This is a genomic window from Mycolicibacterium sp. XJ879 (assembly GCF_053483935.1).
In genome coordinates this window covers 59,812-81,204 of record NZ_JBEFTH010000016.1, presented here as the reverse complement: position 1 = coordinate 81,204, position 21,393 = coordinate 59,812, and the positions used below count along the sequence as shown (strand labels likewise).

The 21,393-nt window shown below is 65.3% G+C and carries 20 protein-coding genes and 1 tRNA gene; 12 read left to right on the top strand and 9 right to left on the bottom strand.

Going from position 1 to position 21,393, the window contains the following annotated elements; translation table 11 throughout:
• Positions 1 to 616 precede the first annotated feature (616 nt).
• Positions 617 to 1,780 carry a hypothetical protein gene (locus ABQF13_RS23680; protein WP_448395234.1) on the top strand — a complete coding sequence of 388 codons (1,164 nt, stop codon included), beginning with the start codon at positions 617 to 619 and terminating at the stop codon, positions 1,778 to 1,780.
• An 11-nt stretch (positions 1,781 to 1,791) separates the two neighbouring features.
• On the opposite strand, the gene ABQF13_RS23675 is transcribed toward ABQF13_RS23680, so the two are convergent.
• From ABQF13_RS23675 to ABQF13_RS23645, 7 genes are all read right to left on the bottom strand, one after another.
• Positions 1,792 to 2,253: a GNAT family N-acetyltransferase gene (locus ABQF13_RS23675; RefSeq protein WP_448395233.1), complete on the bottom strand. Its 462-nt coding sequence runs from the start codon at positions 2,251 to 2,253 to the stop codon at positions 1,792 to 1,794.
• A gap of 148 nt (positions 2,254 to 2,401) precedes the next feature.
• Positions 2,402 to 3,799, bottom strand: coding sequence for an AAA family ATPase (locus ABQF13_RS23670; RefSeq protein WP_448395232.1), 1,398 nt, complete (start codon positions 3,797 to 3,799; stop codon positions 2,402 to 2,404).
• A gap of 254 nt (positions 3,800 to 4,053) precedes the next feature.
• On the bottom strand, positions 4,054 to 4,281 hold the full coding sequence (locus ABQF13_RS23665) for a DNA-binding protein (protein ID WP_448395231.1): 228 nt from the start codon (positions 4,279 to 4,281) through the stop codon (positions 4,054 to 4,056).
• Between the two features lie 196 nt (positions 4,282 to 4,477).
• Entirely contained in the window at positions 4,478 to 5,314 is an 837-nt protein-coding gene (locus ABQF13_RS23660; RefSeq protein WP_448395230.1) for a tyrosine-type recombinase/integrase, read from the bottom strand.
• 36 nt (positions 5,315 to 5,350) lie between these two features.
• Positions 5,351 to 5,560, bottom strand: a complete 210-nt coding sequence (locus tag ABQF13_RS23655; RefSeq protein WP_448395229.1) for a hypothetical protein — start codon at positions 5,558 to 5,560, stop codon at positions 5,351 to 5,353.
• Between the two features lie 97 nt (positions 5,561 to 5,657).
• Positions 5,658 to 6,883, bottom strand: a protein-coding gene (locus ABQF13_RS23650) for an IS3 family transposase (protein ID WP_448395242.1) whose coding sequence is annotated in 2 segments (ribosomal slippage) — positions 5,658 to 6,652 and positions 6,652 to 6,883 — 1,227 coding nt in all. Because the reading frame shifts where the segments join, the coding sequence is not laid out codon by codon here.
• A 515-nt stretch (positions 6,884 to 7,398) separates the two neighbouring features.
• Positions 7,399 to 9,321 (bottom strand): acyl-CoA dehydrogenase family protein, encoded by a 1,923-nt coding sequence (locus ABQF13_RS23645; RefSeq protein WP_448395228.1) that lies wholly within the window; start codon positions 9,319 to 9,321, stop codon positions 7,399 to 7,401.
• Between the two features lie 118 nt (positions 9,322 to 9,439).
• Between ABQF13_RS23645 and ABQF13_RS23640 the strand changes: the two genes are divergently transcribed.
• A complete protein-coding gene (locus ABQF13_RS23640) occupies positions 9,440 to 10,159 on the top strand; it encodes a VIT1/CCC1 transporter family protein (RefSeq protein WP_448395227.1) in 720 nt (239 codons plus the stop codon).
• Positions 10,159 to 11,253, top strand: a complete 1,095-nt coding sequence (locus ABQF13_RS23635) for an esterase-like activity of phytase family protein (protein ID WP_448395226.1) — start codon at positions 10,159 to 10,161, stop codon at positions 11,251 to 11,253. The genes ABQF13_RS23640 and ABQF13_RS23635 overlap by 1 nt, the downstream gene beginning before the upstream one ends.
• On the opposite strand, the gene ABQF13_RS23630 is transcribed toward ABQF13_RS23635, so the two are convergent.
• Entirely contained in the window at positions 11,219 to 11,680 is a 462-nt protein-coding gene (locus tag ABQF13_RS23630) for a MarR family winged helix-turn-helix transcriptional regulator (RefSeq protein ID WP_448395225.1), read from the bottom strand. The genes ABQF13_RS23635 and ABQF13_RS23630 overlap by 35 nt on opposite strands.
• 106 nt (positions 11,681 to 11,786) lie before the next feature.
• Between ABQF13_RS23630 and ABQF13_RS23625 the strand changes: the two genes are divergently transcribed.
• The 9 genes from ABQF13_RS23625 to ABQF13_RS23585 all read left to right on the top strand — a co-directional run bounded on the left by ABQF13_RS23625 (position 11,787) and on the right by ABQF13_RS23585 (position 20,081).
• On the top strand, positions 11,787 to 13,835 hold the full coding sequence (locus ABQF13_RS23625) for an ABC transporter ATP-binding protein (protein ID WP_448395224.1): 2,049 nt from the start codon (positions 11,787 to 11,789) through the stop codon (positions 13,833 to 13,835).
• On the top strand, positions 13,832 to 14,668 hold the full coding sequence (locus ABQF13_RS23620; RefSeq protein WP_448395223.1) for a CbiQ family ECF transporter T component: 837 nt from the start codon (positions 13,832 to 13,834) through the stop codon (positions 14,666 to 14,668). The genes ABQF13_RS23625 and ABQF13_RS23620 overlap by 4 nt, the downstream gene beginning before the upstream one ends.
• 25 nt (positions 14,669 to 14,693) lie before the next feature.
• Positions 14,694 to 16,217: a TldD/PmbA family protein gene (locus tag ABQF13_RS23615; RefSeq protein WP_448395222.1), complete on the top strand. Its 1,524-nt coding sequence runs from the start codon at positions 14,694 to 14,696 to the stop codon at positions 16,215 to 16,217.
• Positions 16,214 to 17,587, top strand: a complete 1,374-nt coding sequence (locus ABQF13_RS23610) for a metallopeptidase TldD-related protein (protein ID WP_448395221.1) — start codon at positions 16,214 to 16,216, stop codon at positions 17,585 to 17,587. Before ABQF13_RS23615 ends, ABQF13_RS23610 begins: the two co-directional genes overlap by 4 nt.
• Positions 17,588 to 17,595: 8 nt before the next feature.
• Entirely contained in the window at positions 17,596 to 18,441 is an 846-nt protein-coding gene (locus ABQF13_RS23605; RefSeq protein WP_448395220.1) for a carboxymuconolactone decarboxylase family protein, read from the top strand.
• Positions 18,442 to 18,582: 141 nt separating this feature from the next.
• Positions 18,583 to 18,659, top strand: a tRNA-Ile gene (locus ABQF13_RS23600).
• 224 nt (positions 18,660 to 18,883) lie between these two features.
• Positions 18,884 to 19,351, top strand: a complete 468-nt coding sequence (locus tag ABQF13_RS23595) for a restriction endonuclease (protein WP_448395219.1) — start codon at positions 18,884 to 18,886, stop codon at positions 19,349 to 19,351.
• Positions 19,352 to 19,426: 75 nt separating this feature from the next.
• A complete protein-coding gene (locus ABQF13_RS23590) occupies positions 19,427 to 19,699 on the top strand; it encodes an antitoxin (protein WP_448395218.1) in 273 nt (90 codons plus the stop codon).
• Positions 19,686 to 20,081: a type II toxin-antitoxin system VapC family toxin gene (locus ABQF13_RS23585; RefSeq protein WP_448395241.1), complete on the top strand. Its 396-nt coding sequence runs from the start codon at positions 19,686 to 19,688 to the stop codon at positions 20,079 to 20,081. Before ABQF13_RS23590 ends, ABQF13_RS23585 begins: the two co-directional genes overlap by 14 nt.
• Positions 20,082 to 20,152: 71 nt before the next feature.
• Here ABQF13_RS23585 and ABQF13_RS23580 read toward each other — a convergent pair whose 3' ends face one another.
• Positions 20,153 to 21,376, bottom strand: a complete 1,224-nt coding sequence (locus ABQF13_RS23580) for a cytochrome P450 (RefSeq protein ID WP_448395217.1) — start codon at positions 21,374 to 21,376, stop codon at positions 20,153 to 20,155.
• Positions 21,377 to 21,393 lie beyond the last annotated feature (17 nt).

Sequence of the window (21,393 nt, the reverse complement as noted above, 5' to 3'; positions counted from 1 at the left end):
TTCGATCAACGCCTGAAGTCCAGCACGGATCAACTCGGCGAACACCGCGCCCGCGTCCGCGGACTTGAGCGCATCGAGCTGGGCGAGCAAGGCAGAATGGTCCTGGGTCATCGCGTGGTGCGTCCTTTACTTGAGTCACTTTGGTCGGTAACTCAATGACCACTACGCGATGCCCCACTTCAAGAGGCTCAACGACACACCTCAAGGTCGGTCCCAGCCCGGTCGCCTCACGCCCGAAACCCCACCACCCCAGGGGACTTACCCCTCGACAGTGGCGCCTGCATGAAGTCGAGACCGAACGCGTGATTGGATCCTCCGCATCGTCGTACAGATTTACCGCGACAGCACCGCCGAGTGAACGAAGGATCGGCACGGTCTCGTCGCCGAACTAACCCGAGACGAACCAGCCGACATTGCCCGGCGGTCGATAAGGTGCGTCGTCCTTATGTCCCGCATGTCCACCGATGTCACTGCTTACGAGGTCATGATGAGATGACTCGTACCGGGCCCGCGTGGCGGTCCGTCTCTTTACGGGGGCACCTCAGCCACCTTCGATCTTGTATTCGGCTTCCATGAGCGAGCGTGCCGTGTCGGTTGTTGCTGGCATGATGATCGCGTGGACGAGCAGGAGGTCGTCGAGCAACTGCTGACGGGGTTCGACTACAGCTACTGGTTCGAGTGTCCTAATTGCGGTACGCGGGTAAACATTGCCGCCCACCTCTACGAGCTCCAGACGGTTTCCACCCCTAGTAGACTGCAGACGGCTCCCTTCTCGCGCTGCGGGCAGTGTGACACCGAAATCGATGTCACCCATCAACACCCAGTGCTACGCAATCCTGATGACATTGCGCTGCAGGATGATCGTGTGCATAAGCTTTTCTGGTATCACACCAGCACATACGAAAACTGGCCCGATGCCGAAGCCTATGCCGCTGCATACGAAGCACAGATGGCCGACGCGCGGCTTAGTCGGCGGTTGGCTAATCCACAACGCGCACGGGAGCAACACACTTCAAGGGCCGTACATATCGGCACCTATGAATCTGCAATCGAGAATATGCTGCGCAGACTTCATGACGAGGATAACCAGGATGGCTCGCCAATCCAGTACTGGCTGCATCGTGTTCAGATCCACTTGGAGCTAGGCGATCTCGCCCCTGGTGTTGGAGAAGAACCTACCGACTTCATGGGAAATGTTCCTATGTCAAAGCTTGACGTCGATTTCGGTGGGGCGCGCGCTGTCCGCTACGTCAACGTCAATGAAGCCGCTGGCTCGATCTCAATAGCGATCCACCCAGCCGTGATCGCCACTGTGGCCACCATCCCAATTCCCGTCGAGTCGGTCGCCGTCGAATCGGCCGCCGCCGCGGCCGCAGCCGCGCACGCAGTCAAAGCTCTCGCCGAGATTGCGCCGCTTCAGCCCGACACGACCGGGATCGATGACATGGTGCTGCGCTTCCCGTCATCTCTGGAAGACACGTATCCGGATCCCGCTAGCCCCGCACGCCGGCGGATAGAAACAGTGATAGAACAGCTCGACGCCTACAACGGGCAGCACAACCAGATCTGGGTTGAGCTGAAAACCGCTCTCGAGTTGGAGTATTTGCCGAAGGTCAACGACCAAGTCAGTGAACGGTTCCACGACGCGCTCGCCCACACCGGGGATCCCATCGAATACCACCAAAATTTTCGGCTGATGGCCGCACTCCTGGCCCACCCTAACGACGTTATCGCTCAATTCGCCGACGCTCCGACGCGCACCATCCGACTCGGACAGTAGAAGACGGTGCTTTACGGCGCGTCCGCGATGAACAGCAGCTGGCAATCCGGATCTGTGAGGTGTTTGTAGCAGCGACCGCCGTCTAACTTGGTCCAGAAATCGTCAGCTCCTTCGCTGAATGCGACCAGTCTTCGGTTGGGATGGCGCTCGACTAGGGCCCGTACTATATCGGTCCCAATGTGCTGGCGGCGATGCGTGTAGGGCACTTCGATTAAATGGATCTGAAGGGCAAGTGCTTCGATTTTGGGATCGACTCCGTACGAGTCACTGAGCCACATCTTCCGATCGACCAGGTGGACGCGGCCAACCTCATTGCCGCTGCGAAGTGCCTGAAGGAACAAGGGGTCATCCTCGAGGTAAGGCGGACTATCCCACCAGTCCTCCCTTTCGTAGTCGTCGGAGGATTCGAACGGAAGCCAGGTGTACTTGTCCGCGCCGCCCCGGCGCTTCTCGATCAACTCGATAGCCGCCACAAGCGCCAGCCTAGAACCTTGACCTAGTCGATTCGCTTTCGCAGTTGCTCGATCTCTCGGCGAAGACGGGGCGCGTGTCAGATGCATGGTTGCACCTAGCACCCCAGCTAGCGCCGGCGGAAAGAGGCGATGCCAGCGAGGCTGTCCTCTACGGCGCGACATTCAGATTGGCGACTTCTTGTTTGGTAGGAACGAAGCCGTCCTTGTGTGTACTTACGGCGGCTAGCTCATTCCAAACCTCAAGCACGTCATCCGCTATCGCATGAATTTCGGCCTGGGTCTTTTCTGTCTGCTCTGGACGCAGCTGAGAGAAGTGCACGAAGTGCTTACTCGCATCTGTCCAATAGTCGTTGAGTCGCGTGTTGCGGATTGCATCGGTGGGGGCTGTCCACGCCGCTACAACACTAGATGCTTTGAAATCCTGCGGCGGCTGTTGGTGCTTCGGGGATTTCGTTCGAGGAATCTCGAGATATTCGATCAGAGTACGGACGTGCATGTAGAACGAGTCCAACGCCGCCTGGCGCACGATGTAGGGAAACTGCCGATCCGAGATTACGGCGGGTAATTGCGCGACCATCGCTGCTGTACGGGCGGCCTCCATCCGAACCTCGCCGGGCGTTACCGACCTTGTGCTCGGGGGTTGCGGACTGCTCATGAACGCACAGTACCGGCACGTGCATTTCAACGTGACCGTCCGCAAAACGTCCGCGGCTCGGGCACAAACAGTCGCGTGGGTCCTCGGGGTGGACAGCTTGAGCACTACGCTTCCTGTCCCCTCGATGGGATCCAGACTCAGCCGGTGAGTGTCGCGTTTCGGGCCGTCTTTGCGTTTCTCGCGGTCCAGGATGAAGGTTGCGCCATCACGGATCACGGAGTAAACGGTGTCGGCTCCGCCCTCGAACGCCGACGATCCGCGGAGTGTCTTCCCGTCCTTGCCCGTGTGGTGGACACCGAGCACGACACCGCGACCGTTGGGTGTTCGTTCGCGGAGCCGGGTGAGCGCGTCGACCACGACGCCGCAGTCCTTCGCTGAGTTTTCGTCGGAACCAACCATGCACCGGGCGAGGGTGTCGAGCACGACGAAGCTGTAGCCGCCCCAGTCGATGAGCGCCTCTAGATTGCCTACGTCGACCGTGCGCGTGAGGTTCACACGTCGCGGTAGCACGTCAAGTGTGCCGTCAGGAATCTCGGTGCGCCAACCAACTTCCCAGGCGTGCAATCTGGCCTTGAGTCCGTATGCGCCCTCGGCGGCCACGTAGAGCGTCCGTTGCCGCTCGGTGGGCCTGCCCTGCCACCGCCGTCCTGTCGCAACGCTGGCGGCCCAGTCTTGGGCGATGAATGACTTAGCCGACCCCCACATGCCATAGAGCACCGCGACGGTGCCCTGGTCGAGCACATTGCCGATCAGCGGCTGCGGGTCGGGCAACGTGTGCAGCGCCGAGCGGGTGAGCAGCACATCGGTCAACACCGGCACGGGAGGCGCGCCCGGGTCGTCGTCGGGCGGCTCGGGCGGGACGGGATCATAAGCGCGCGTGCTGTAGCGCATCAGCCAGCTCGGCGTCCAGGTCGACGCCGTTGCGGCGTTGCACTCGCGGAGCGTGTTTACCGGCCTCGACGATGCTCCTGCCGCGCTGCGCCAGTTCGTTGTCGCTCGCCGCGACCTCCCCAATGCCCGCTCGGCTGGCGGCAACGGGTCACGTCGGCGTGAATGCGGTAGCGGCGGCAGCCGTTTGGACGCCTCGCGCCTGCGGCGAAGCTGCACCAGTAGCTCTGCGCCACGCGCACGGGTGTCGGACCCACTCATTCCTGCCGCGCTCGCCCCGAAGTCCGGTTGATCCGCTCCGGGTAAGCATCGTCGGGAATGAGCGGTTTCATCAGGGCGTCGACGTCGGTGACCCGCGCCCGGATCGCGCTGCCGGGCTTATTGGAGAGCCGGAACGCCGTCAGCTCGCCCGCGGCGACCTTGTCCCGGAAGGTATACACGCTGTACCCGGTGCGGGCAGCCGCCGATTGCAGCGACTCGAACACGGGGAGGCGCGGCGTTCGCTGAATCTCGTCACGATTCGTACTCCAATCCATCAGGACGGGTGGGAACCCGTTCTGATGGCTGAGAATACCGAGGCACCATGCGAGATAAACACTGGAATGTGCTGTCGCACAGACAGTTTCCCTACATGGGTATGGTCTCTTAGATCATTGTGCCTGCCTGCCGGCGGTGCCCGCCCTACATAGTGTTGGTTTTACGTGTTTCGGGCGGTGTTGGCGTGTCGCCCGTGGCCAGAGCCGACAGCCGTTGAGCAAGCGCGTCGGCCCGCCCTTTTGCCACATGCTGATAACGCAGGCTCGCAGCACTCGTCGTGTGCCCGAGCCGGTCCATCACTTCCCTCGTGGTGCCTCCGGCCAGCGCCGCCATCACCCCGCCGAAGTGCCGCAGGTCATGGAAATGCAATTCGTCGTGTCCGATAGCGGCCCTGGCCGCATCGAACGGGCCGCGGAACCGGCCCTCGGTGTAAAACGATCCGGTGACCGGGTCGGGGAACAGCAGCGCGCTCTTGGTTGGGCCGACGAACCGACTCAGGTGCTCGGTGAGCGCCGGACGCAGATGCGTCGGCACCGTCACCGTCCGGTTGGACTCCCTAGTCTTGGGCGGGCCGCAGAGATACTTGTGCTCGCGGTAGGTGACACCCTTGTTGACCCGCACCGTAGCGCCATCTGTTCCGATATCGGCGCGGGTGAGCGCGAACACCTCACCGCGGCGCAGCCCGCACCACCCGGCTAGCAGCACGGTCAGCCGTAGCTCGTCGGGCATCTTGTCGGCGAGTGCGGCCAGCTCGTAGGGCTCCAGCAGCACCACCGACCGCTTGGTGTGCTTGACCGCTGTGCCGCCCTTGATCCGCGCCGGGGAGCGGTCGACCAGCCCGTCGTCCACGGCCGTATTGAGCACCGCGGTCAGCACGCCGTAGGCGCGGGCGTTGTGCGTCGCGTACTCGGTGCCCAGACCGGCGAACCACCCCCGCACGTCCTCGGTGGTGATCTCGGTCAGCACCAGGTCGCCGAGCACCGGCAGAATGTTGGACTCAAGTGATAGCCGTAGGTTTCACGTGTGCGTCGGGCGATGTTGCGCTGAGCCAGCCACGGCTTCGCGTAGTCGGCCAGTGTCATCTTGCCGGCCGCGGCTTTTGACGGCCCGCTCCGCCGGCGGTGTCCAGCGGCCGTCGTCGATGAGCTTGCGCTCGGCCTCCAACCACGCCTCCGCGGAGCGTTTGGTGGGGAACGTCGTGACCGCACCGGGACTACGGTGCAGCACACCCTCATGCCGGTAGCAGCACGACCACCGGCCGGACCGCTCCTGGCGCAACCGACCGAACGACGACTGATCCGCCCCGGCGTGTCGGGAGGCTCTGTTATTTGAGTGCCTCCTCGGTGTGAGGGTGCCGCTGGCGATGGTAGTAGAGGGCTTCGGCACGGTCCGGTGTCAGGTCCTGGCAGTAACCATTGGGCCGCTCACGGTTGTAGAACGCCACCCATTCGGCCGTTCCCAGCGACAATTCGGTGGCACCGGGATACAGCGGTTGGTGGTCGATGAGTTCGGTCTTGTAGCTGCTGTTCACCGATTCGGCCAGAGCGTTATCGAAACTATCTCCCACCGAACCTACTGAAGGAAGGATCCCCTCAGCGGCCAGACGTTCGGTGAACGCGACTGCGGTGTATTGCGAGCCAGCATCGCTGTGATGGATAAGTGACACCAAAGATGTTGCACCAGAACGCTTCCTGGCATCGATGGCATGGTTGATCGCATCGGTCACCACCTTCTGGGTCATCTCGGTAGCCACCTTCCACCCCACGATCTTGCGGGCATAGACATCGGTGACGAACGCCGTGTAGGCCCAGCCGGCACGGGTCCGGCAGTAAGTGAAATCGGCCACCCACAATCGGTCGGGAGCCTCGGCGACAAACCGCCGAGCCACGCGGTCCGGTGCCCGTGTCGCGGCAGGATCGGCGACGGTGGTGCGCACCCGGCGCCGCTTGCAGGCACCGCGCCAACCCATCTCCCGCATGACCCGCTCCACGACGCAGCGCGAGACATCGAAGCCATTGGTGCGCAATACAATCCAGGTCTTACGAGCGCCCAACGCCCGGTACAACCTCTGCGACCGGCGCAGCTGCCAGATCACGTCGATCACCCGCGCGTCGGCCCAGTCGGCCTGCGACGGGCCACGGCGGGCGCGGTGGGCGTAATACGTCGACGGGGCGATCGTGACGCCGTACTCGGACAGTACGGCGCATATCGACTCGACACCCCACTTGAGACCATCAGCGCCCACCCGATGTCCCTGGTGAACGCTGATGAACTCCACGACTACTGATGTGGCCGGTCGAGTTCGGCGGCGAAGAAAACCGAGGCCGCCTTCAAGATCGCATTAGCCCGCTTGAGTTCGGCATTCTCCCGGCGCAGCTTGCGCAGGACCTCGGATTCCTCGCTGGTCTGCCCGGCCCGATCCCCGGCATCGATCTCGGCCTGGCGGACCCATTTGCGCACCGTCTCAGCGGTCCCGACACCCAACAGGTCAGCGACTCGGCCCATCGCCTCCCACTCGGAGGTCGTGTCGCTGCGCAGGTCGGCCACCATCTGCACCGCTCGCTGCTTCAACTCGTCTGGATACCGCCTCGATGACTTCGCTCCCACGTGCCCATCCTTCCCAACGGAAGAACTCTCCCGACACGCCGGGGCGGATCAGACCGCCTGGCCCGCCTGCGACTGCCCATGTCGCTTTTTTCCTTCCAGCCGGAGGTCCGTTGCACAACTCCCGCACAACATCAACCCTCACACAACCTAACAGAGCCCCACAGACAACAGAGCCGGAAAACACCTACCTAGGTGCGGGTTTGTGGCTGCAAGGGGAGGTCACGGCGGTCGTCAGAACTGCCGGTTTCGCTGGTTCGAGTCCAGCCGGGGGAGCAAGTATTCCAAGGGTTGATCAAAGTCGAGCGACTTATCGCTGGGCGCGATACTGTGGTCCCGATCACACGGCGTTGCTTCGAGCACGTGTACGGGACAAAACAGCTCGTCGCTGGCTAGCTCGCGGCGAGCCTTTCGGGCGCCGGCCCGTCACCGGAAGGGTGGCGGGCCGACGCGCCCGCAGCTCAGGTGTCGACGATGTTCTCCGGATGCAACATCTCGGCGTAGCGCAGCGGCTCCGGTATGCCGAACCCGTCAACCAACAACTCCGCATACGGGCGCAGGTTGCGGCAGCGTTCGTTGATCCCGCGGGTGACGGCCTTGGCGCGTTCGGTCGACAGGAACCGGTGCTCCATGTACCAGGCGCGGTCCTCTTCGATCACCGTCAGCGCGTACAGGTCGCACACCATCTCCAGGACTCTGCGGGCCTCCTCGTCCTCGCAGGTGTCGATGCCCGCGACGAACGCTTCGAGGATCACGCGATCGATGTGGGCCCGCGCGGCGTGCAGCACATGATCCTGCACGGCGTTGAACGCGTCGAACGCGCTCATCTCCTTGGTCTTGCCCTGCAGCCGGCGAGCCACCCTGGACAGCATGTACTCCTCGCGGTCCTCGAACATCTGGACCTGGGTGCCGCGGTTGAACAGGCTGCCCTCTTCCTCGTTGTCCTGCCGGTTGTCCAGAATCGTCTGCATGATCGGTTGTGCCGCCGTGCGTTTCAGCACGCGGGTGCCGACGGTCTCGGCGGCGAAGCGCACCCATTCCACCGGGCTCATGCTCTTGACGTCGTCGGCGTACTCGGTGAGCAACTGCTTGGCGACCAGTTGGGTCAGCACATGGTTGTCGCCCTCGAACGTGGTGAACACGTCGGTGTCGGCCTTCAGCCCGATCAACCGGTTCTCGGCCATGTAGCCGGCCCCTCCGCAGGCTTCGCGGGCCTCCTGGATCGCGCGGGTGGCGTGCCAGGTGTTGGCCGCCTTCAGACCCGCCGCGCGCGCTTCCAACTCTCGCTGATCTTCAGGATCGGGGTCGTCGGCCGTCTGCAGTTCGTGGCACTTGGCCACCAGCTCGTTCTGCGCGAACTGCAGCGCGTAGGACTTGGCGATCAGCGGCAGCAGGCGGCGCTGATGCACCAGGTAGTCCATGATCAGCACTTCGTCGTCATTGTCGGGCTCGGTGAACTGCCTGCGCTGCAACGCATATCGGGTGGCGATGTCCAGTGCCACCCGGGCGGCCGCCGCCGCGCTGCCGCCGACGGTGACCCGGCCCCGGATCAAGGTGCCCAGCATCGTGAAGAACCGGCGGCCCTCGCTCTCGATCGGCGACGAGTAAGTGCCGTCCTCGGCGACGTCGGCGTACTTGTTGAGCAGGTTCTCCCGCGGGATCCGGACATGCGCGAACTGGATGCGCCCGTTGTCCACACCCGGCAGACCACCCTTGTAGTGGTTGTCCGAGGTGGTCACGCCCGGCAGATCGTTGCCGTCGTCGTCGCGGATCGGGACCACGAAACAGTGCACACCGTGACCCTCGCCGTCGGGCGTGATCAACTGCGCGAAAACGGCGGCCACCCTGGCTGTTTCGGCTGCGCCGCCGATGTAGTCCTTGCGGGATGTGGCGGTCGGAGAGTCGATGACGAACTCTTGGGTGGCCGGATCGTAGGTCGCCGTGGTCTCCAACGACTGCACGTCGCTGCCGTGGCCGGTCTCGGTCATCGCGAAGCAACCGAGCAACTCGAGGTTGATGATCTTCGGCACGTACTTTTCGTGGTGGCGCTCGGTGCCGAGGTTCTCGATCGCCCCGCCGAACAGACCCCATTGCACACCGGCCTTGACCATCAGTGACAGGTCCGACATGGCAAGCATCTCGATCTGGGTGACCGCCGCGCCCACGTCGCCGTTACCGCCGTGCTCCTTCTTGAACCCGTCCTCGGCCGCGCCGTGGGCGGCCATGATCTGCAACTGCTCGGCCACCTTGGTGCGGGCGATGACGGTGTTCGGCGTGTAGTGCGGGCGGAACACCTCGGTGGAGAGTTCCTCACGCATCTTGTTCTTCACATCGCGCCAACGGCCGTCGAGCGTATTGCGTAGGTGCTCCGCAGTGGTGGTCATACCTCGACGGTATCCCGCTGGGGCGCCCCGCAAACTGTGATGACCCAAACGCAGGTAAACCTTAGTAAAACCCGAGAAAACGCGTGCAGTTCAATCGGTGGCATGCAAGGGTCCGGGCATGCCTGAATGGGTGGCGCCCACCGGGGTGCCACACGTCACTACCCACCGACACGCCGACGTCACCGGCGGCTGGCTGCGTGCCGCGACGTTCGGCGCCATGGACGGCCTTGTCAGCAACACCGCGTTGATCGCAGGCGTCGCCGCGGCCGCCAGCGCGCAGACCGTCGTGATCAGCGGCATCGCCGGCTTGCTGGCCGGCGCCTTCTCGATGGCCATGGGCGAGTACACCTCCGTTACCACCGCCAACGAGCAGATCGAATCCGAGGTCCTCGTCGAACGGCGGTCCTTCCGCAAGAACCCGCAAGCCGAAAAGGCCGAGCTGATCGCGATGCTCATGGACATGGGCATGACGCGCGAAACCGCGACAACGGCCACCGAGGAGCTGCACCGCGACGAGAAACGCGCACTGAACTTCCACCTCGTGCAGGAACTCGGCGTCGACCCCCGGGAGAAGCCGTCGCCATGGGTGGCGGCGAGCTCGTCGTTCCTGCTGTTCGCGATCGGTGCCATCATCCCGCTCATCCCCTACCTGCTCGGCTACGAATCGCTGTGGGGCGGGCTGGCGTGCGGCGGGCTGGGACTGCTCATTGCCGGTGCCATGGCCGCCCGGATCACCCGCAAGCCGGCGTGGTTCGGGTCGCTGCGGCAGTTGGCGTTCGGTGCCGTCGCGATCGCGGCGACCTACTTCGTCGGCACCCTGCTCGACACGGTGGTCTAGTGCGCACCCGCCGGGCCGTCGTGCTCGCATGCGCTGTGCTGCTCACCGCATGCGGCGCCGAAACCACCGACGCCGACGGGCCGCAGTATCTCGGCCAGCTGCAACTCGACGACGGCGCGACGTTCGACGGCACGGTGGTCGGCGGGCTCTCCGGGCTGAGCTACGACCGGGAGAACGACCTCTACTACATCATCAGCGACGACCGCTCGGAGGAGAACCCGGCCCGGTTCTATACCGCGCGGATCGCGCTGTCGGACAACGGGATCGACGACGTCGAATTCGTCTCGACGCACCCCTTGCTGGATGATGACGGTAAACCGTTCCCGCCGCTGAACGTCGACGCCCGGCCGCCGGTGGTGCCGCCGGATCCGGAGGGCATCGCCGTCGACGTTGGCCGCCAGCGCCTCTACTGGTCGGGTGAGGGGGAGCGGAAGGGCGAGGCGATGCGCGACCCGTCGCTGCGCATCGCCGATCTCGACGGAGGCTACGTCGGCGAGTTCACGCTGCCGCCGATGTTGCGGATGTCGCGCGAAGCGACCGGGCCGCGGCGAAACCGCGGTCTGGAAGGGCTCACGCTGACGCCCGACGGCCGCGCCCTGTGGGCGGCGATGGAGAACCCCGGCTACAACGACGGCGCACTACCTGACAGCGACACCGGTGCGCTCACCCGGATCACCCGTTTCGACGTCGAATCCCGCACAGCGACAGCGCAGTACGCCTACCCGGTCGACAAGGTCACCGCCGGACCCGACGGCGACAACGGCCTGACCGAACTGCTGGCCATCGACGACGAGACCTTCCTTGTCCTCGAACGCGGCTACGGCACCCACGTCGAGGCGCGCATCTACCGCGTCAGCGTCGGCGACGCCGACGACGTGCTGGATCGGCCGTCGTTGCAGAACGGATCGGTGCGGCCGATGACCAAGACGCTGCTCGTCGACCTGACGGGCACCGTCGACCCGCTCGACAACGTCGAGGGCCTCACGTTCGGCCCCGCCCTGCCCGACGGACGCCGGTCCCTGGTTCTGGTCAGCGACAACAACTTCTCGGCCGACCAGATCACCCAGTCCCTGGCGTTCGCCCTCGAGGATTAGCGCCCGGCGACGCGGTGTCCTCGAGAAGTCGACGCAGCACGACGACGGCGTCGGCGAGGGTCTGGCGATCGGCGGCGTCGAGGCGTTCCAGATAAGGGTCGATGGCCGCACCGCGATGTACTCGAACCCGGTGCAGGGTCTGCACCCCCTTGGGGGTGATGCGGATCAGCACGGCGCGGCCGTCCTCGGGGTCGACGGTGCGCGAGACCAGCCCGGCGTCTTCGAGCCGTCGCACCTGGGTGGTCATCGTCGGCTGCGAGCAGTGGTCGAGCGCCGCCAGATCCGAGATGCGGGCCTCGCCGCGGTCTTCGATGGTGGACAGCAGTCGGGCCTGCGCATAGCCGAGGGGCATCCGGGCCCGCTGTGTGGCGAGGCGGTTGATCCGAGCAACGACGGCCAACAAGTCGGCTCCGAGCGTCGGCGACATGCGCCAGATAATTACATAGGTTTGCTATATTTCTCAACCGCGGCCGTGTCGCCGGTCACAGCAGCGTCGATGGAGCTTATCTGCTTTGGACTGGCAGAATCGTGAAATGGCCGTGACCGGGGAATCGAGACCGTCTCGACGGACCGGTTCGCTGCGTCCGGGTGAACTCGCGCAGGCCGCGGTGATGGCGGCGCTGACGGCGGCCACCGCGATCATCGCCATCGTCGTGCCGTTCGCGGCCGGGCTGGCGCTCCTGGGCACCGTGCCGATGGGTCTGCTGGCCTACCGCTACCGGCTGCGGGTGCTGATCACCGCCATGGTGGCCGGCGGCATCATCGCGTTTCTGATCGCCGGCGCCGGCGGGTTCATGACGGTGTTCAACTGCGCCTATATCGGTGGGCTCACCGGAACCGTCAAGCGCCGCGGTCGCGGCACGCCGACGGTGGTGGTCGTCGCGGTCATCGCCGGCGCGCTGTTCGGCGCGGCGTCGGTGGTGGTCCTGGCCATCCTGGCGCGGCTGCGGCATCTGATCTTCGACACGGTCACCGCGAACGTCGACGGTGCGGCCGCGATCATTTCCCGCATCCCGAACATGGAGGGCATCGCCGACCAACTCAAGCGTGACTTCGCCACGGCGCTGGACTACTGGCCGCTGTTGTTCTTCGGCAGCGGGGTGCTGTCCATCACGATGATCAGCCTGTTGGGTTGGTGGGCGCTTTCGCGGGTGATGGCGCGGTTGCTCGGCATCCCCGACGTGCACAAGCTGGAGTCCTCCGCCGACACCGGTGCCGTCGCGCCGGTGCCTGCCCGGCTGCGCGACGTGCGGTTCCGCTACCCCAACGGCGACGACGACGCGCTCGGCCCGCTGTCACTGACCGTCGAACCCGGTGAGTACCTCGCCGTGACCGGAGCCAACGGCTCCGGTAAGACCACGCTGATGCTGGTGCTGGCCGGGCGTGAACCCACGTCGGGCACCGTCGAACGGCCGGGTGCGGTGGGGCTCGGGCGCATCGGCGGCACCGCGGTGATCATGCAGCACCCCGAGAGCCAGGTGCTGGGCACCCGCGTCGCCGACGACGTCGTGTGGGGGCTGCCGCCCGGCAAGACCATCGACGTGCACGAACTGCTCGCCGAGGTCGGGCTCGACGGGCTGGCCGAACGCGACACCGGCGGGCTGTCCGGCGGTGAGCTACAGCGTCTGGCCGTGGCGGCGGCACTGGCCCGCGAACCCTCGCTGCTGATCGCCGACGAGGTCACCAGCATGGTCGATCAACAGGGCCGCGAGTCGTTGGTGTCGGTGCTGTCCGGGCTCACCAAGCGCCACGACATGTCGCTGGTGCACATCACCCACTACAACGCCGAGGCCGACAACGCCGATCGCGCCGTCAACCTCACCGGCGGCAGCGGTGCCGCCGACAACACCGAGATGGTGGAGACGTCGGCGGCGCCCACCCCGACCGTCGTGCCGGGACAACACGCAGTAAAGCCGGTGCTCGAGCTCATCGACGTCGGCCACGAATATGGCAGCGGAACCCCTTGGGCGGCCACCGCATTGCGCGATATCAACTTCACCGTCCACGAGGGCGACGGCGTATTGATCCACGGGCTCAACGGGTCCGGCAAGTCGACGCTGGCCTGGATCATGGCGGGTTTGACCGTGCCGACCGTCGGCACGTGCCTGCTCGACGGCACACCGGCCGCCGATCAGGTCGGCGCCGTCGCGCTGTCGTTCCAAGCTGCGCGGCTGCAGCTGATGCGCAGCCACGTCGGTTATGAAATCGCCTCGGCCGCCGGGTTTTCCGCCTCTGACCGCGGCCGGGTCGCCGAGGCGCTGACCATGGTCGGCCTGGACCCCTCGCTGGCCAAGCGGCGCATCGACCAACTCAGCGGCGGGCAGATGCGTCGGGTGGTGCTGGCCGGACTGCTCGCACGAGCGCCGCGGGCGCTGATCCTCGACGAACCGCTGGCCGGGCTCGACGCCGCCAGTCAGCGCGGCCTGCTGCGGCTGCTGGAGGACCTGCGGCGCAATGCCGGGCTGACCGTCGTCGTGATCTCGCATGACTTCACCGGGCTGGACGAGCTGTGCCCGCGCACGCTGCACCTGGAGGGCGGTGCGCTGGTCGCGGCGCCCTCGGCCGCGGGAGGGATGACATGACCGCGCCCACCGCTCGACGCCAACCCAAGCCGCTGGTGCTGTTGCGGCCCGTACCGGGCGACAGCATCATTCACCAACTATGGGCTGGCTCGAAACTGGCGATCGTCGCCGCCATCGGTGTGCTGCTCACCTTCTACCCGGGCTGGGTGCCGATCGGTGCGGTCGCCGCGCTGGTGCTGACGGCGGCGTGGCTGGCGCGCATCCCGCGCGGCGTGCTGCCGACGATTCCGGGCTGGCTGTGGTTCTTGTTGTTCCTCGGCGGCCTCACCGCCGCATTCGCCGGCGGCGACCCGGTCATCGGTCTGGGCTCGGTCGAACTCGGGCTGGGCGGGCTGCTCAACTTCTTGCGCATCACCGCGCTGTCGATCGTGCTGCTGGGCCTCGGCGTGATGGTGTCGTGGACCACCAACGTCGCCGAGATCGCCCCGGCCGTTGCTACATTGGGCCGTCCGCTGCGTGTGCTGCGCATTCCGGTGGACGAATGGGCGGTCGCGTTGACGTTGGCGCTGCGAGCGTTCCCGATGCTGATCGACGAGTTCCGGGTGCTCTACGCTGCGCGCCGGCTGCGGCCCAAAGAGCGACCGCAGACTCGGCGTGGACGCCACCGCCGCTGGTGGCTGGAGGCCATCGACCTGCTCGCCGCGGCGGTGATCGTCGCGCTGCGCCGGGCCGACGAGATGGGCGACGCGATCACCGCGCGCGGTGGCGCGGGCCAGATCTCGGCGGCGCCCTCGCGACCCAAACGGCTCGACTGGCTGACGTTCGCGATCGTCGCGGTGGTGTGCGGCGCCGCGCTTGCACTGGAGCTGACGGTGGCAGGTACCAGCGGCTAGTTCGCTCGCCACTAAGTTGGTGGGCGTGACAGCAAGCCGACGCGTCGACGCCGACTTCCTCGAACTACCACGCCACGCCCTCGCCGATGCAGCGTTGTCCGCCGCTATGGCCGCCGGAGCCAGCCACGCCGACTTCCGCATCCACGCGACCACCAGCGAACTCATGCAGCTGCGCGACGGTGAGCTGGAAACCGCCGTCGTCAACCGCGAGATCGGCCTGGCCGTGCGGGTGATCGTCAACGGCACCTGGGGTTTCGCGTCGCACGCCGAACTCAGCGCCGACGTGGCGGCCGACACCGCCCGGCGCGCTGTGCACGTGGCGACGACGTTGGCCCCGCTCAACGACGAACGCATCGAACTGGCTCCCGAACCGGTCTATGCCGACGTCGAGTGGGTGTCGGACTACCGGATCGACCCGTTCGACGTCGCGACGACGGACAAGCTCGCCGTGTTGGGCGAGCACTCCGAGCGGATGCTGGCGGCCGACGGGGTCGACCACGTGTCGGCGTTGGTGAACGCCGTCAAGGAGCAGACCTACTACGCAGACACCTTCGGGTCGTCGATCACCCAGCAGCGGGTGCGGGTGCTGCCGATGCTGGAGGCGGTGACGGTCGACGCCGCTGCGGGCACGTTCGAGACCATGCGCTCGCTGTGCCCCCCGTCCGCGCGGGGCTGGGAGGTGCTGGCCGGCGACGCGGTGTGGAACTGGTCCGAGGAGCTGGCCGAGATGCCGACACTGCTCGCGGAGAAGGTCAAGGCGCCCAGCGTGACGGCGGGCCCGACGGATCTGGTGATCGACCCGACCAACCTGTGGTTGACGATCCACGAATCGATCGGGCACGCAACGGAATACGACCGCGCGATCGGATACGAGGCGGCGTATGCGGGCACGTCGTTCGCCACACCGGACAAGCTGGGCACCATGCGTTACGGTTCACCGGTGATGAACGTGACCGCCGACCGCACCGTCGAATACGGTTTGGCGACAGTCGGTTACGACGACGAGGGCGTGCACGCGCAGAGCTGGGATCTAGTGCGCGACGGCATTTTCGTGGGCTATCAGCTGGACCGGGTGTTCGCGCCGCGGCTGGGGGTGGCGCGATCCAACGGTTGTTCGTATGCCGACTCCGCGCATCATGTGCCGATCCAGCGGATGGCCAACGTGTCGTTGCAGCCGGCGGTCGAGGATGTCAGCACCGACGACCTGATTGCGCGGGTGGCCGACGGCATCTACATCGTGGGCGACAAGAGTTGGTCGATTGACATGCAGCGCTACAACTTCCAGTTCACCGCGCAGCGGTTCTACCGGATCCGCGACGGCCGGCTGGACGGTCAGCTGCGCGACGTCGCGTATCAGTCGACGACGACGGACTTCTGGCGCTCGCTGGAGGCGGTCGGCGGACCGTCGACGTGGCGTCTGGACGGGGCATTCAACTGTGGCAAGGCCCAGCCGGGACAGGTGGCTCCGGTCAGCCATGGTTGCCCGTCGGCGTTGTTCCGTGGGGTGAACGTGCTCAACACGCGGGCCGAGGCGGGCGGTAGCCGGTGATCGGAGCGCAGCAGGTCATCGATCTCGCGTTGGCCGAGGCCGCCAGCCGGGGTAAGGCCGATGAGACGATCGTGTTGGTCACCGACCGGGTGGACGCGTCGCTGCGATGGGCGGGCAATTCGATGACCACCAACGGCGAGTCGACGAGCCGGCACACCACCGTGATATCGATTGTGCGCCAATCTAACGAGGCGCGGGTCGGGACCGTGCGGTCAAGCGAGGTGGATCCGGGCGTCATCGCCGGACTGGTGGCGGCGTCGCAGGAGGCGGCCGCGGCCGCGCCCGAAGCACGCGACAGCGCCGGACCGCTGCCCGCAACCATCGAACCGAGCGACTGGGACGATCCGGTACCCGGCACCGGTGCACAGGTTTTCCTGCCGGTGGCGGACGGTCTGGCACGTGGGTTTGAGGGCCCGAATCAGCTGTACGGCTACGCCAGGCACATCGTGGAGACGACGTTCATGGCGACGTCGACCGGGCTGCGCCGCCGCTACACGCAGCCGACGGGTTCGGTGGAGATCAACGCCAAACGCGACGGGGCCAGTGCATGGGTGGGGGTCAGCACACCCGACTTCGCCGATGTGCCAACGGATTCGATGCTCGAGCAGCTGTCGGCGCGGCTGCGCTGGGCGCAGCGGTCGGTGGAGCTGCCCGCCGGGCGATACGAGACGATCCTGCCGCCGTCGACGGTGGCAGATCTGATGATCTATCTGACCTGGACCATGGATGGACGCGGCGCACAGGAGGGCCGTACTGCGCTGTCGGCGCCGGGCGGCGGTACCCGGGTGGGGGAGCGGCTCACCGATCTGCCGTTGACGCTGTACTCCGATCCGGGTGCGGCGGGGCTGAAATGCACTCCGTTCGTGGTCGCGACGGCGTCTTCGGAGCGGGTCTCGGTGTTCGACAACGGTATGGACATCGGTCGGGTGGACTGGATCCGCGACGGGGTCGTCGAGACGTTGGCGTATCCGCGGGCGACCGCCGCGGAATTCGGCGCGCCGGTGGCGGTGCCGGCCGACAATCTGGTGATGACGGGCGGGTCGGCGAGTTTGGCCGACATGATCGCGAGCACCGAGCGCGGCCTGCTGTTGACGACAATGTGGTACATCCGCGAGGTCGACCCCGCGGTGCTGCTGCTGACCGGGCTGACCCGCGACGGCGTCTACCTCGTCGAGGACGGCGAGGTGACCTCGGCGGTCAACAACTTCCGGTTCAACGAGAGCCCGTTGGACGTGCTGCGCAGGGCGACGGAGGCCGGGATCAGCGAGGTGACGTTGCCGCGCGAGTGGGGTGACTGGGCGACCCGGGCGGCGATGCCGACGCTGCGAATACCGGACTTTCACATGTCTTCGGTCAGCCAAGCGCGATAATCCTGAGCATGGGTTCACAGGAGCCGGCCGACAGGTTGGCCGGGTTGGTGGCGTTGTCGTCGGGGGATCGCGGCCTGGACACGTTGATCCGGTTGACGTGTGCCCGAGCGTTGGTGTTACCGCCGCTGCCGGTGGAGATCGACCCGGTCGATGGTCCGTCAGAGCGGGATTCGGTGGTGGCCGCGTTTGCCGAACAGTTCTCGGTGGACGTGTCGGAGATCGGGGACAACCAGCGGACACAGTTTGTGTCGACATTGGGCGACAACGCATTTCGCACGGTGGTTATGGTCTTCATCGCCGACTTCGTGCCGCGGGTGTGGGCGGGATGTGAGGCGCTGGGGCTGGGCAAGCGCGGTGCGCGTGAGGTGGTGGAGTGGGATCACCACACCGATCCGGTCGATGCGCTGCTCAACGGGTTCGTGCCGGGGGTGGCGCGGATGCGGGAACTCGATCCGGTGACGACGGAGATCGTGCGGTTGCGCGGGGCAACGCAGCACAACTGTCGGCTGTGCAAGTCGCTGCGGGAGAGGACGGCGTTGGATGCGGGCGGTTCGGAGGAGATGTACAGCCAGATTGAGCAGTACGAATCGGCGGATGGGTTGACGAAGGCGCAGAAGGCGGCGTTGCGGTTCGTCGACGCGCTGATCTGGTCGCCGTCGCAGATCTCGGAGGAGGTGGCACGCGGTGTGCACAAACATTTCTCCGACGAGCAGGCGTTCGAGTTGACGTTGGACGTGATGCGCAACGCCGCCAACAAGATCGCGGTGTCGCTGGGCGCCGATGCGCCGCGGGCGGCCGAGGGCACCGAGCAGTACCTGATCGACGCCGACGGGCAGACGGTGTACGCCAGCTAGTGTCGTGGGCGCCTTGGCCGGTGTTGGGGGCGCTAGGGAATTTTGCCAAGCTCTGAGCGAAAAATTCGTTCGATGGAGCCGACCCGGGGTGGACGGCGATGTGGTTCCGCCGGCATATGCGAACATGGTGCGGCGCAGCTGGGGGCGGTAGCTCAGTTGGTCAGAGCTGGGGACTCATAATCCCTAGGTCGCGGGTTCAAGTCCCGCCCGCCCCACCAGGCACATGTGCAAGTTCAAAGCGATTCGCCGTCGTCGGACAGCCCCATCACCCCGGCTACTCACGAAACAGCAAACGTGGCGTTTGGACTGTTACCGAGGCCGGTCAGGCAGCAGCCAAGGAACAGATCTCGATCCTTCACGCTGATGTTGTGGCGTCCTACAAGAAAACCAAGCCCAAGAATAAGGGGCAAAAGGCCGGTGTTGAAAGCGAGCTTGCCTGGCGATGTCACCAGCGGCCTTTGAGTGGCTGGCGCAACGGCTACTGCGTGAGTCTGGCTTTTCCAGTGCGGTCGTTACTGGGCGAGCGGGTGACGGCGGCATCGACGGCCTTGGCGTCTACCAAATTTCGCTGTTGAGCTTCCCGGTGTTCTTTCAATGCAGGCGGTATAAGGGCAGCGTTACCGCCTCGGCTGTTCGAGACTTCCGTGGTGCGATGGCTGGCCGCGGCGATAAGGGGCTGCTCATCACTACCGGCACGTTCACGAACGACGCGCGATCGGAAGCCAAGCGGGACGGCGCGCCACCTATCGACCTTATCGACGGTGACCGACTGTGCGATCTGTTGAAGGAGAACGCGATCGGCGTCTCCACAACCGAACGTGTCGTGGTGGACGTGAAGGTGGAGGCCGACCACGCCCTATCTATAGAGCCGACGAACCAGCAACGACACAGGCGCGGTTGTTATTCCTGAGGCTAATGTGGCGTATACATCGGCAGCCGGAGCACGCCGAAGGTGATGCAGGCATGAGGCCTTTATACTCATGGTATGAGTAAACGACTCCAGGTTGTTCTTGATGCCGAGGAATGGGAAAGCCTCAAGGAGATCGCCCGTCGCCATCACACGACTGTTTCGGATTGGGTTCGGCGAACTTTGCGAGCGGCAAGCGAGCGGGAGCCGGCTGGCGACCTTGGCAGCAAACTGCAGGCAATTCGTACCGCGGCGCGTCATGAGTTCGAGACCGCCGACATTGATCAGATGCTTAACGAGATTGCGCGTGGACGTGAAGAACTTCCGGAACGACACGATGATCCTCGTTGACTCCAACATTCCGATGTACCTGGTGGGAGCGGCGCACCCCCACAAACTCGACGCGCAGCGCCTCCTGGAGTCCGCGGTGTCGGCTGGTGAGCGGCTCGTAACGGATGCTGAAGTGCTGCAAGAGATCTGCCATCGCTACGTTGCCATCAACAGACGCGAGGCGATTCAGCCGGCCTTCGACGCAGTTCTGGGCGTTGTCGACGACGTCCTGCCGATCGCTCGTGTTGATGTCGAGGATGCTCGAGACCTAGTCCTGCGATACCAAAACCTATCCGCCAGGGATGGCCTGCACCTTGCCGTTATGGCGCGCCACAATGTCACCGAGCTCATGAGCTTCGATCGCGGCTTCGACGCCTACCCAGGCATCACGCGCCTCGGATAGACAGCCTTGCGCATTCCTTGGGGTCGACGATCGACAGACGTTCTCACAACCAGTTGATTTCTTGATGCCCCCTACTCATCGTGTGGCACAACGCAAGCCAATTCCAGCCCGTCAAGGCGCCGGACAAGCAGGCTCGGCAGCCAGCGACCCACGTCGACGGCCTCGATGTGCGTGGTGCGTTCAAGAAGTTGCCGGATCACGATCGTCGCCTCCAGGCGCGCCAGCGCCGCGCCGACGCAAAAATGTGCGCCCTTGCCAAAACTGATGTGGCCCTTGCCGCCAGCCCGGTCCAACCTGAACTCCTCGGGGTGGTCGAAATGCGCCGGATCGCGATTGGCCGCGCCCCACAACAACAGCAGCCGCGATCCCGCCGGAAGATCCACACCACACAGCGACGTGTCGTTCACCACGTGGCGGTAATGCCCCCGAAATGGCGGTTCGGTACGCAGCACCTCCTCGAGAAACGCGCCGAGCAGTTCCGGCTCCTCGCGCATCTGCTCCTGGATATCCGGGCGGGTCGCCAAAACCCAAGCCGCAGAGCCGATCAACGACGCAGTGGATTCACCACCGGCGCTGAACAGGATGATCATCATTCCCAGCGCCGTAAGCTCTTCCATCTCTCCTGACGCGCACGCCGTCGCGAGATCGCCGAGCAGGTTGTCCTGCGGGTCAACCGCAGCACGGTCAAACTGATCGATGATGTATCCGGTGAGTTCTCCGACGGCCACGCCGGCCTCGGCCAGCTGGTCCGGGCTGACCAGGCCCTCCACGACTTGTGTTGCCGCATAACCCCACCGGACCAGCTGGTCGACATCGGCGTCGGGTACGCCGATGATCCGTCCCACGATCATCATCGGCAGGCGGTTCGCCAGCGCACTCATCCACTCGATGCGCCCATCGTGAAAGCTCTCCGTCCACAACCGCTCTGACGTGTCACCGATGAACGGTTCGAACGCACGGATCCGCTTGGCCGTCAACTGCCGCAGCACCGCTTTGCGATGCACCGCATGCTCGGGCTCGTCGGCGGTGGCCAACACATGGCTCTTACCGCCCAGCCCCTCCATCTCGAAGGCGCCCACCACGCCGCCGGGCTGGTAGGTCATGGTCGCGGTCAGATTCGACGAGAAATCCTCGGGCCGCGCGATCGCCTCGTTGACCGCCGCCCAACTGCACACCGCGTAGAACCCCGACTCACCGATCCGGTGCACCGGCGCCGTGTCGAGCATCCGGCGGTACAGCGGATAGGGGTCCTGGATGTACTCGTCGTCGAACAACGCGATACCAAGCTGACCCATGCGTCCACGCTGGCGGG

Coding starts and splice junctions, on each gene's coding strand:
- ABQF13_RS23670 (WP_448395232.1), bottom strand. CDS start 3,799: ATGCGCTACAGCACGCGCGCTTATGATCCCGTCCCGCCCGAGCCGCCC.
- ABQF13_RS23645 (WP_448395228.1), bottom strand. CDS start 9,321: ATGACCACCACTGCGGAGCACCTACGCAATACGCTCGACGGCCGTTGG.
- ABQF13_RS23640 (WP_448395227.1), top strand. CDS start 9,440: ATGCCTGAATGGGTGGCGCCCACCGGGGTGCCACACGTCACTACCCAC.
- ABQF13_RS23630 (WP_448395225.1), bottom strand. CDS start 11,680: ATGTCGCCGACGCTCGGAGCCGACTTGTTGGCCGTCGTTGCTCGGATC.
- ABQF13_RS23625 (WP_448395224.1), top strand. CDS start 11,787: ATGGCCGTGACCGGGGAATCGAGACCGTCTCGACGGACCGGTTCGCTG.
- ABQF13_RS23620 (WP_448395223.1), top strand. CDS start 13,832: ATGACCGCGCCCACCGCTCGACGCCAACCCAAGCCGCTGGTGCTGTTG.
- ABQF13_RS23605 (WP_448395220.1), top strand. CDS start 17,596: ATGGGTTCACAGGAGCCGGCCGACAGGTTGGCCGGGTTGGTGGCGTTG.
- ABQF13_RS23595 (WP_448395219.1), top strand. CDS start 18,884: ATGTCACCAGCGGCCTTTGAGTGGCTGGCGCAACGGCTACTGCGTGAG.
- ABQF13_RS23590 (WP_448395218.1), top strand. CDS start 19,427: ATGAGTAAACGACTCCAGGTTGTTCTTGATGCCGAGGAATGGGAAAGC.
- ABQF13_RS23585 (WP_448395241.1), top strand. CDS start 19,686: ATGATCCTCGTTGACTCCAACATTCCGATGTACCTGGTGGGAGCGGCG.
- ABQF13_RS23580 (WP_448395217.1), bottom strand. CDS start 21,376: ATGGGTCAGCTTGGTATCGCGTTGTTCGACGACGAGTACATCCAGGAC.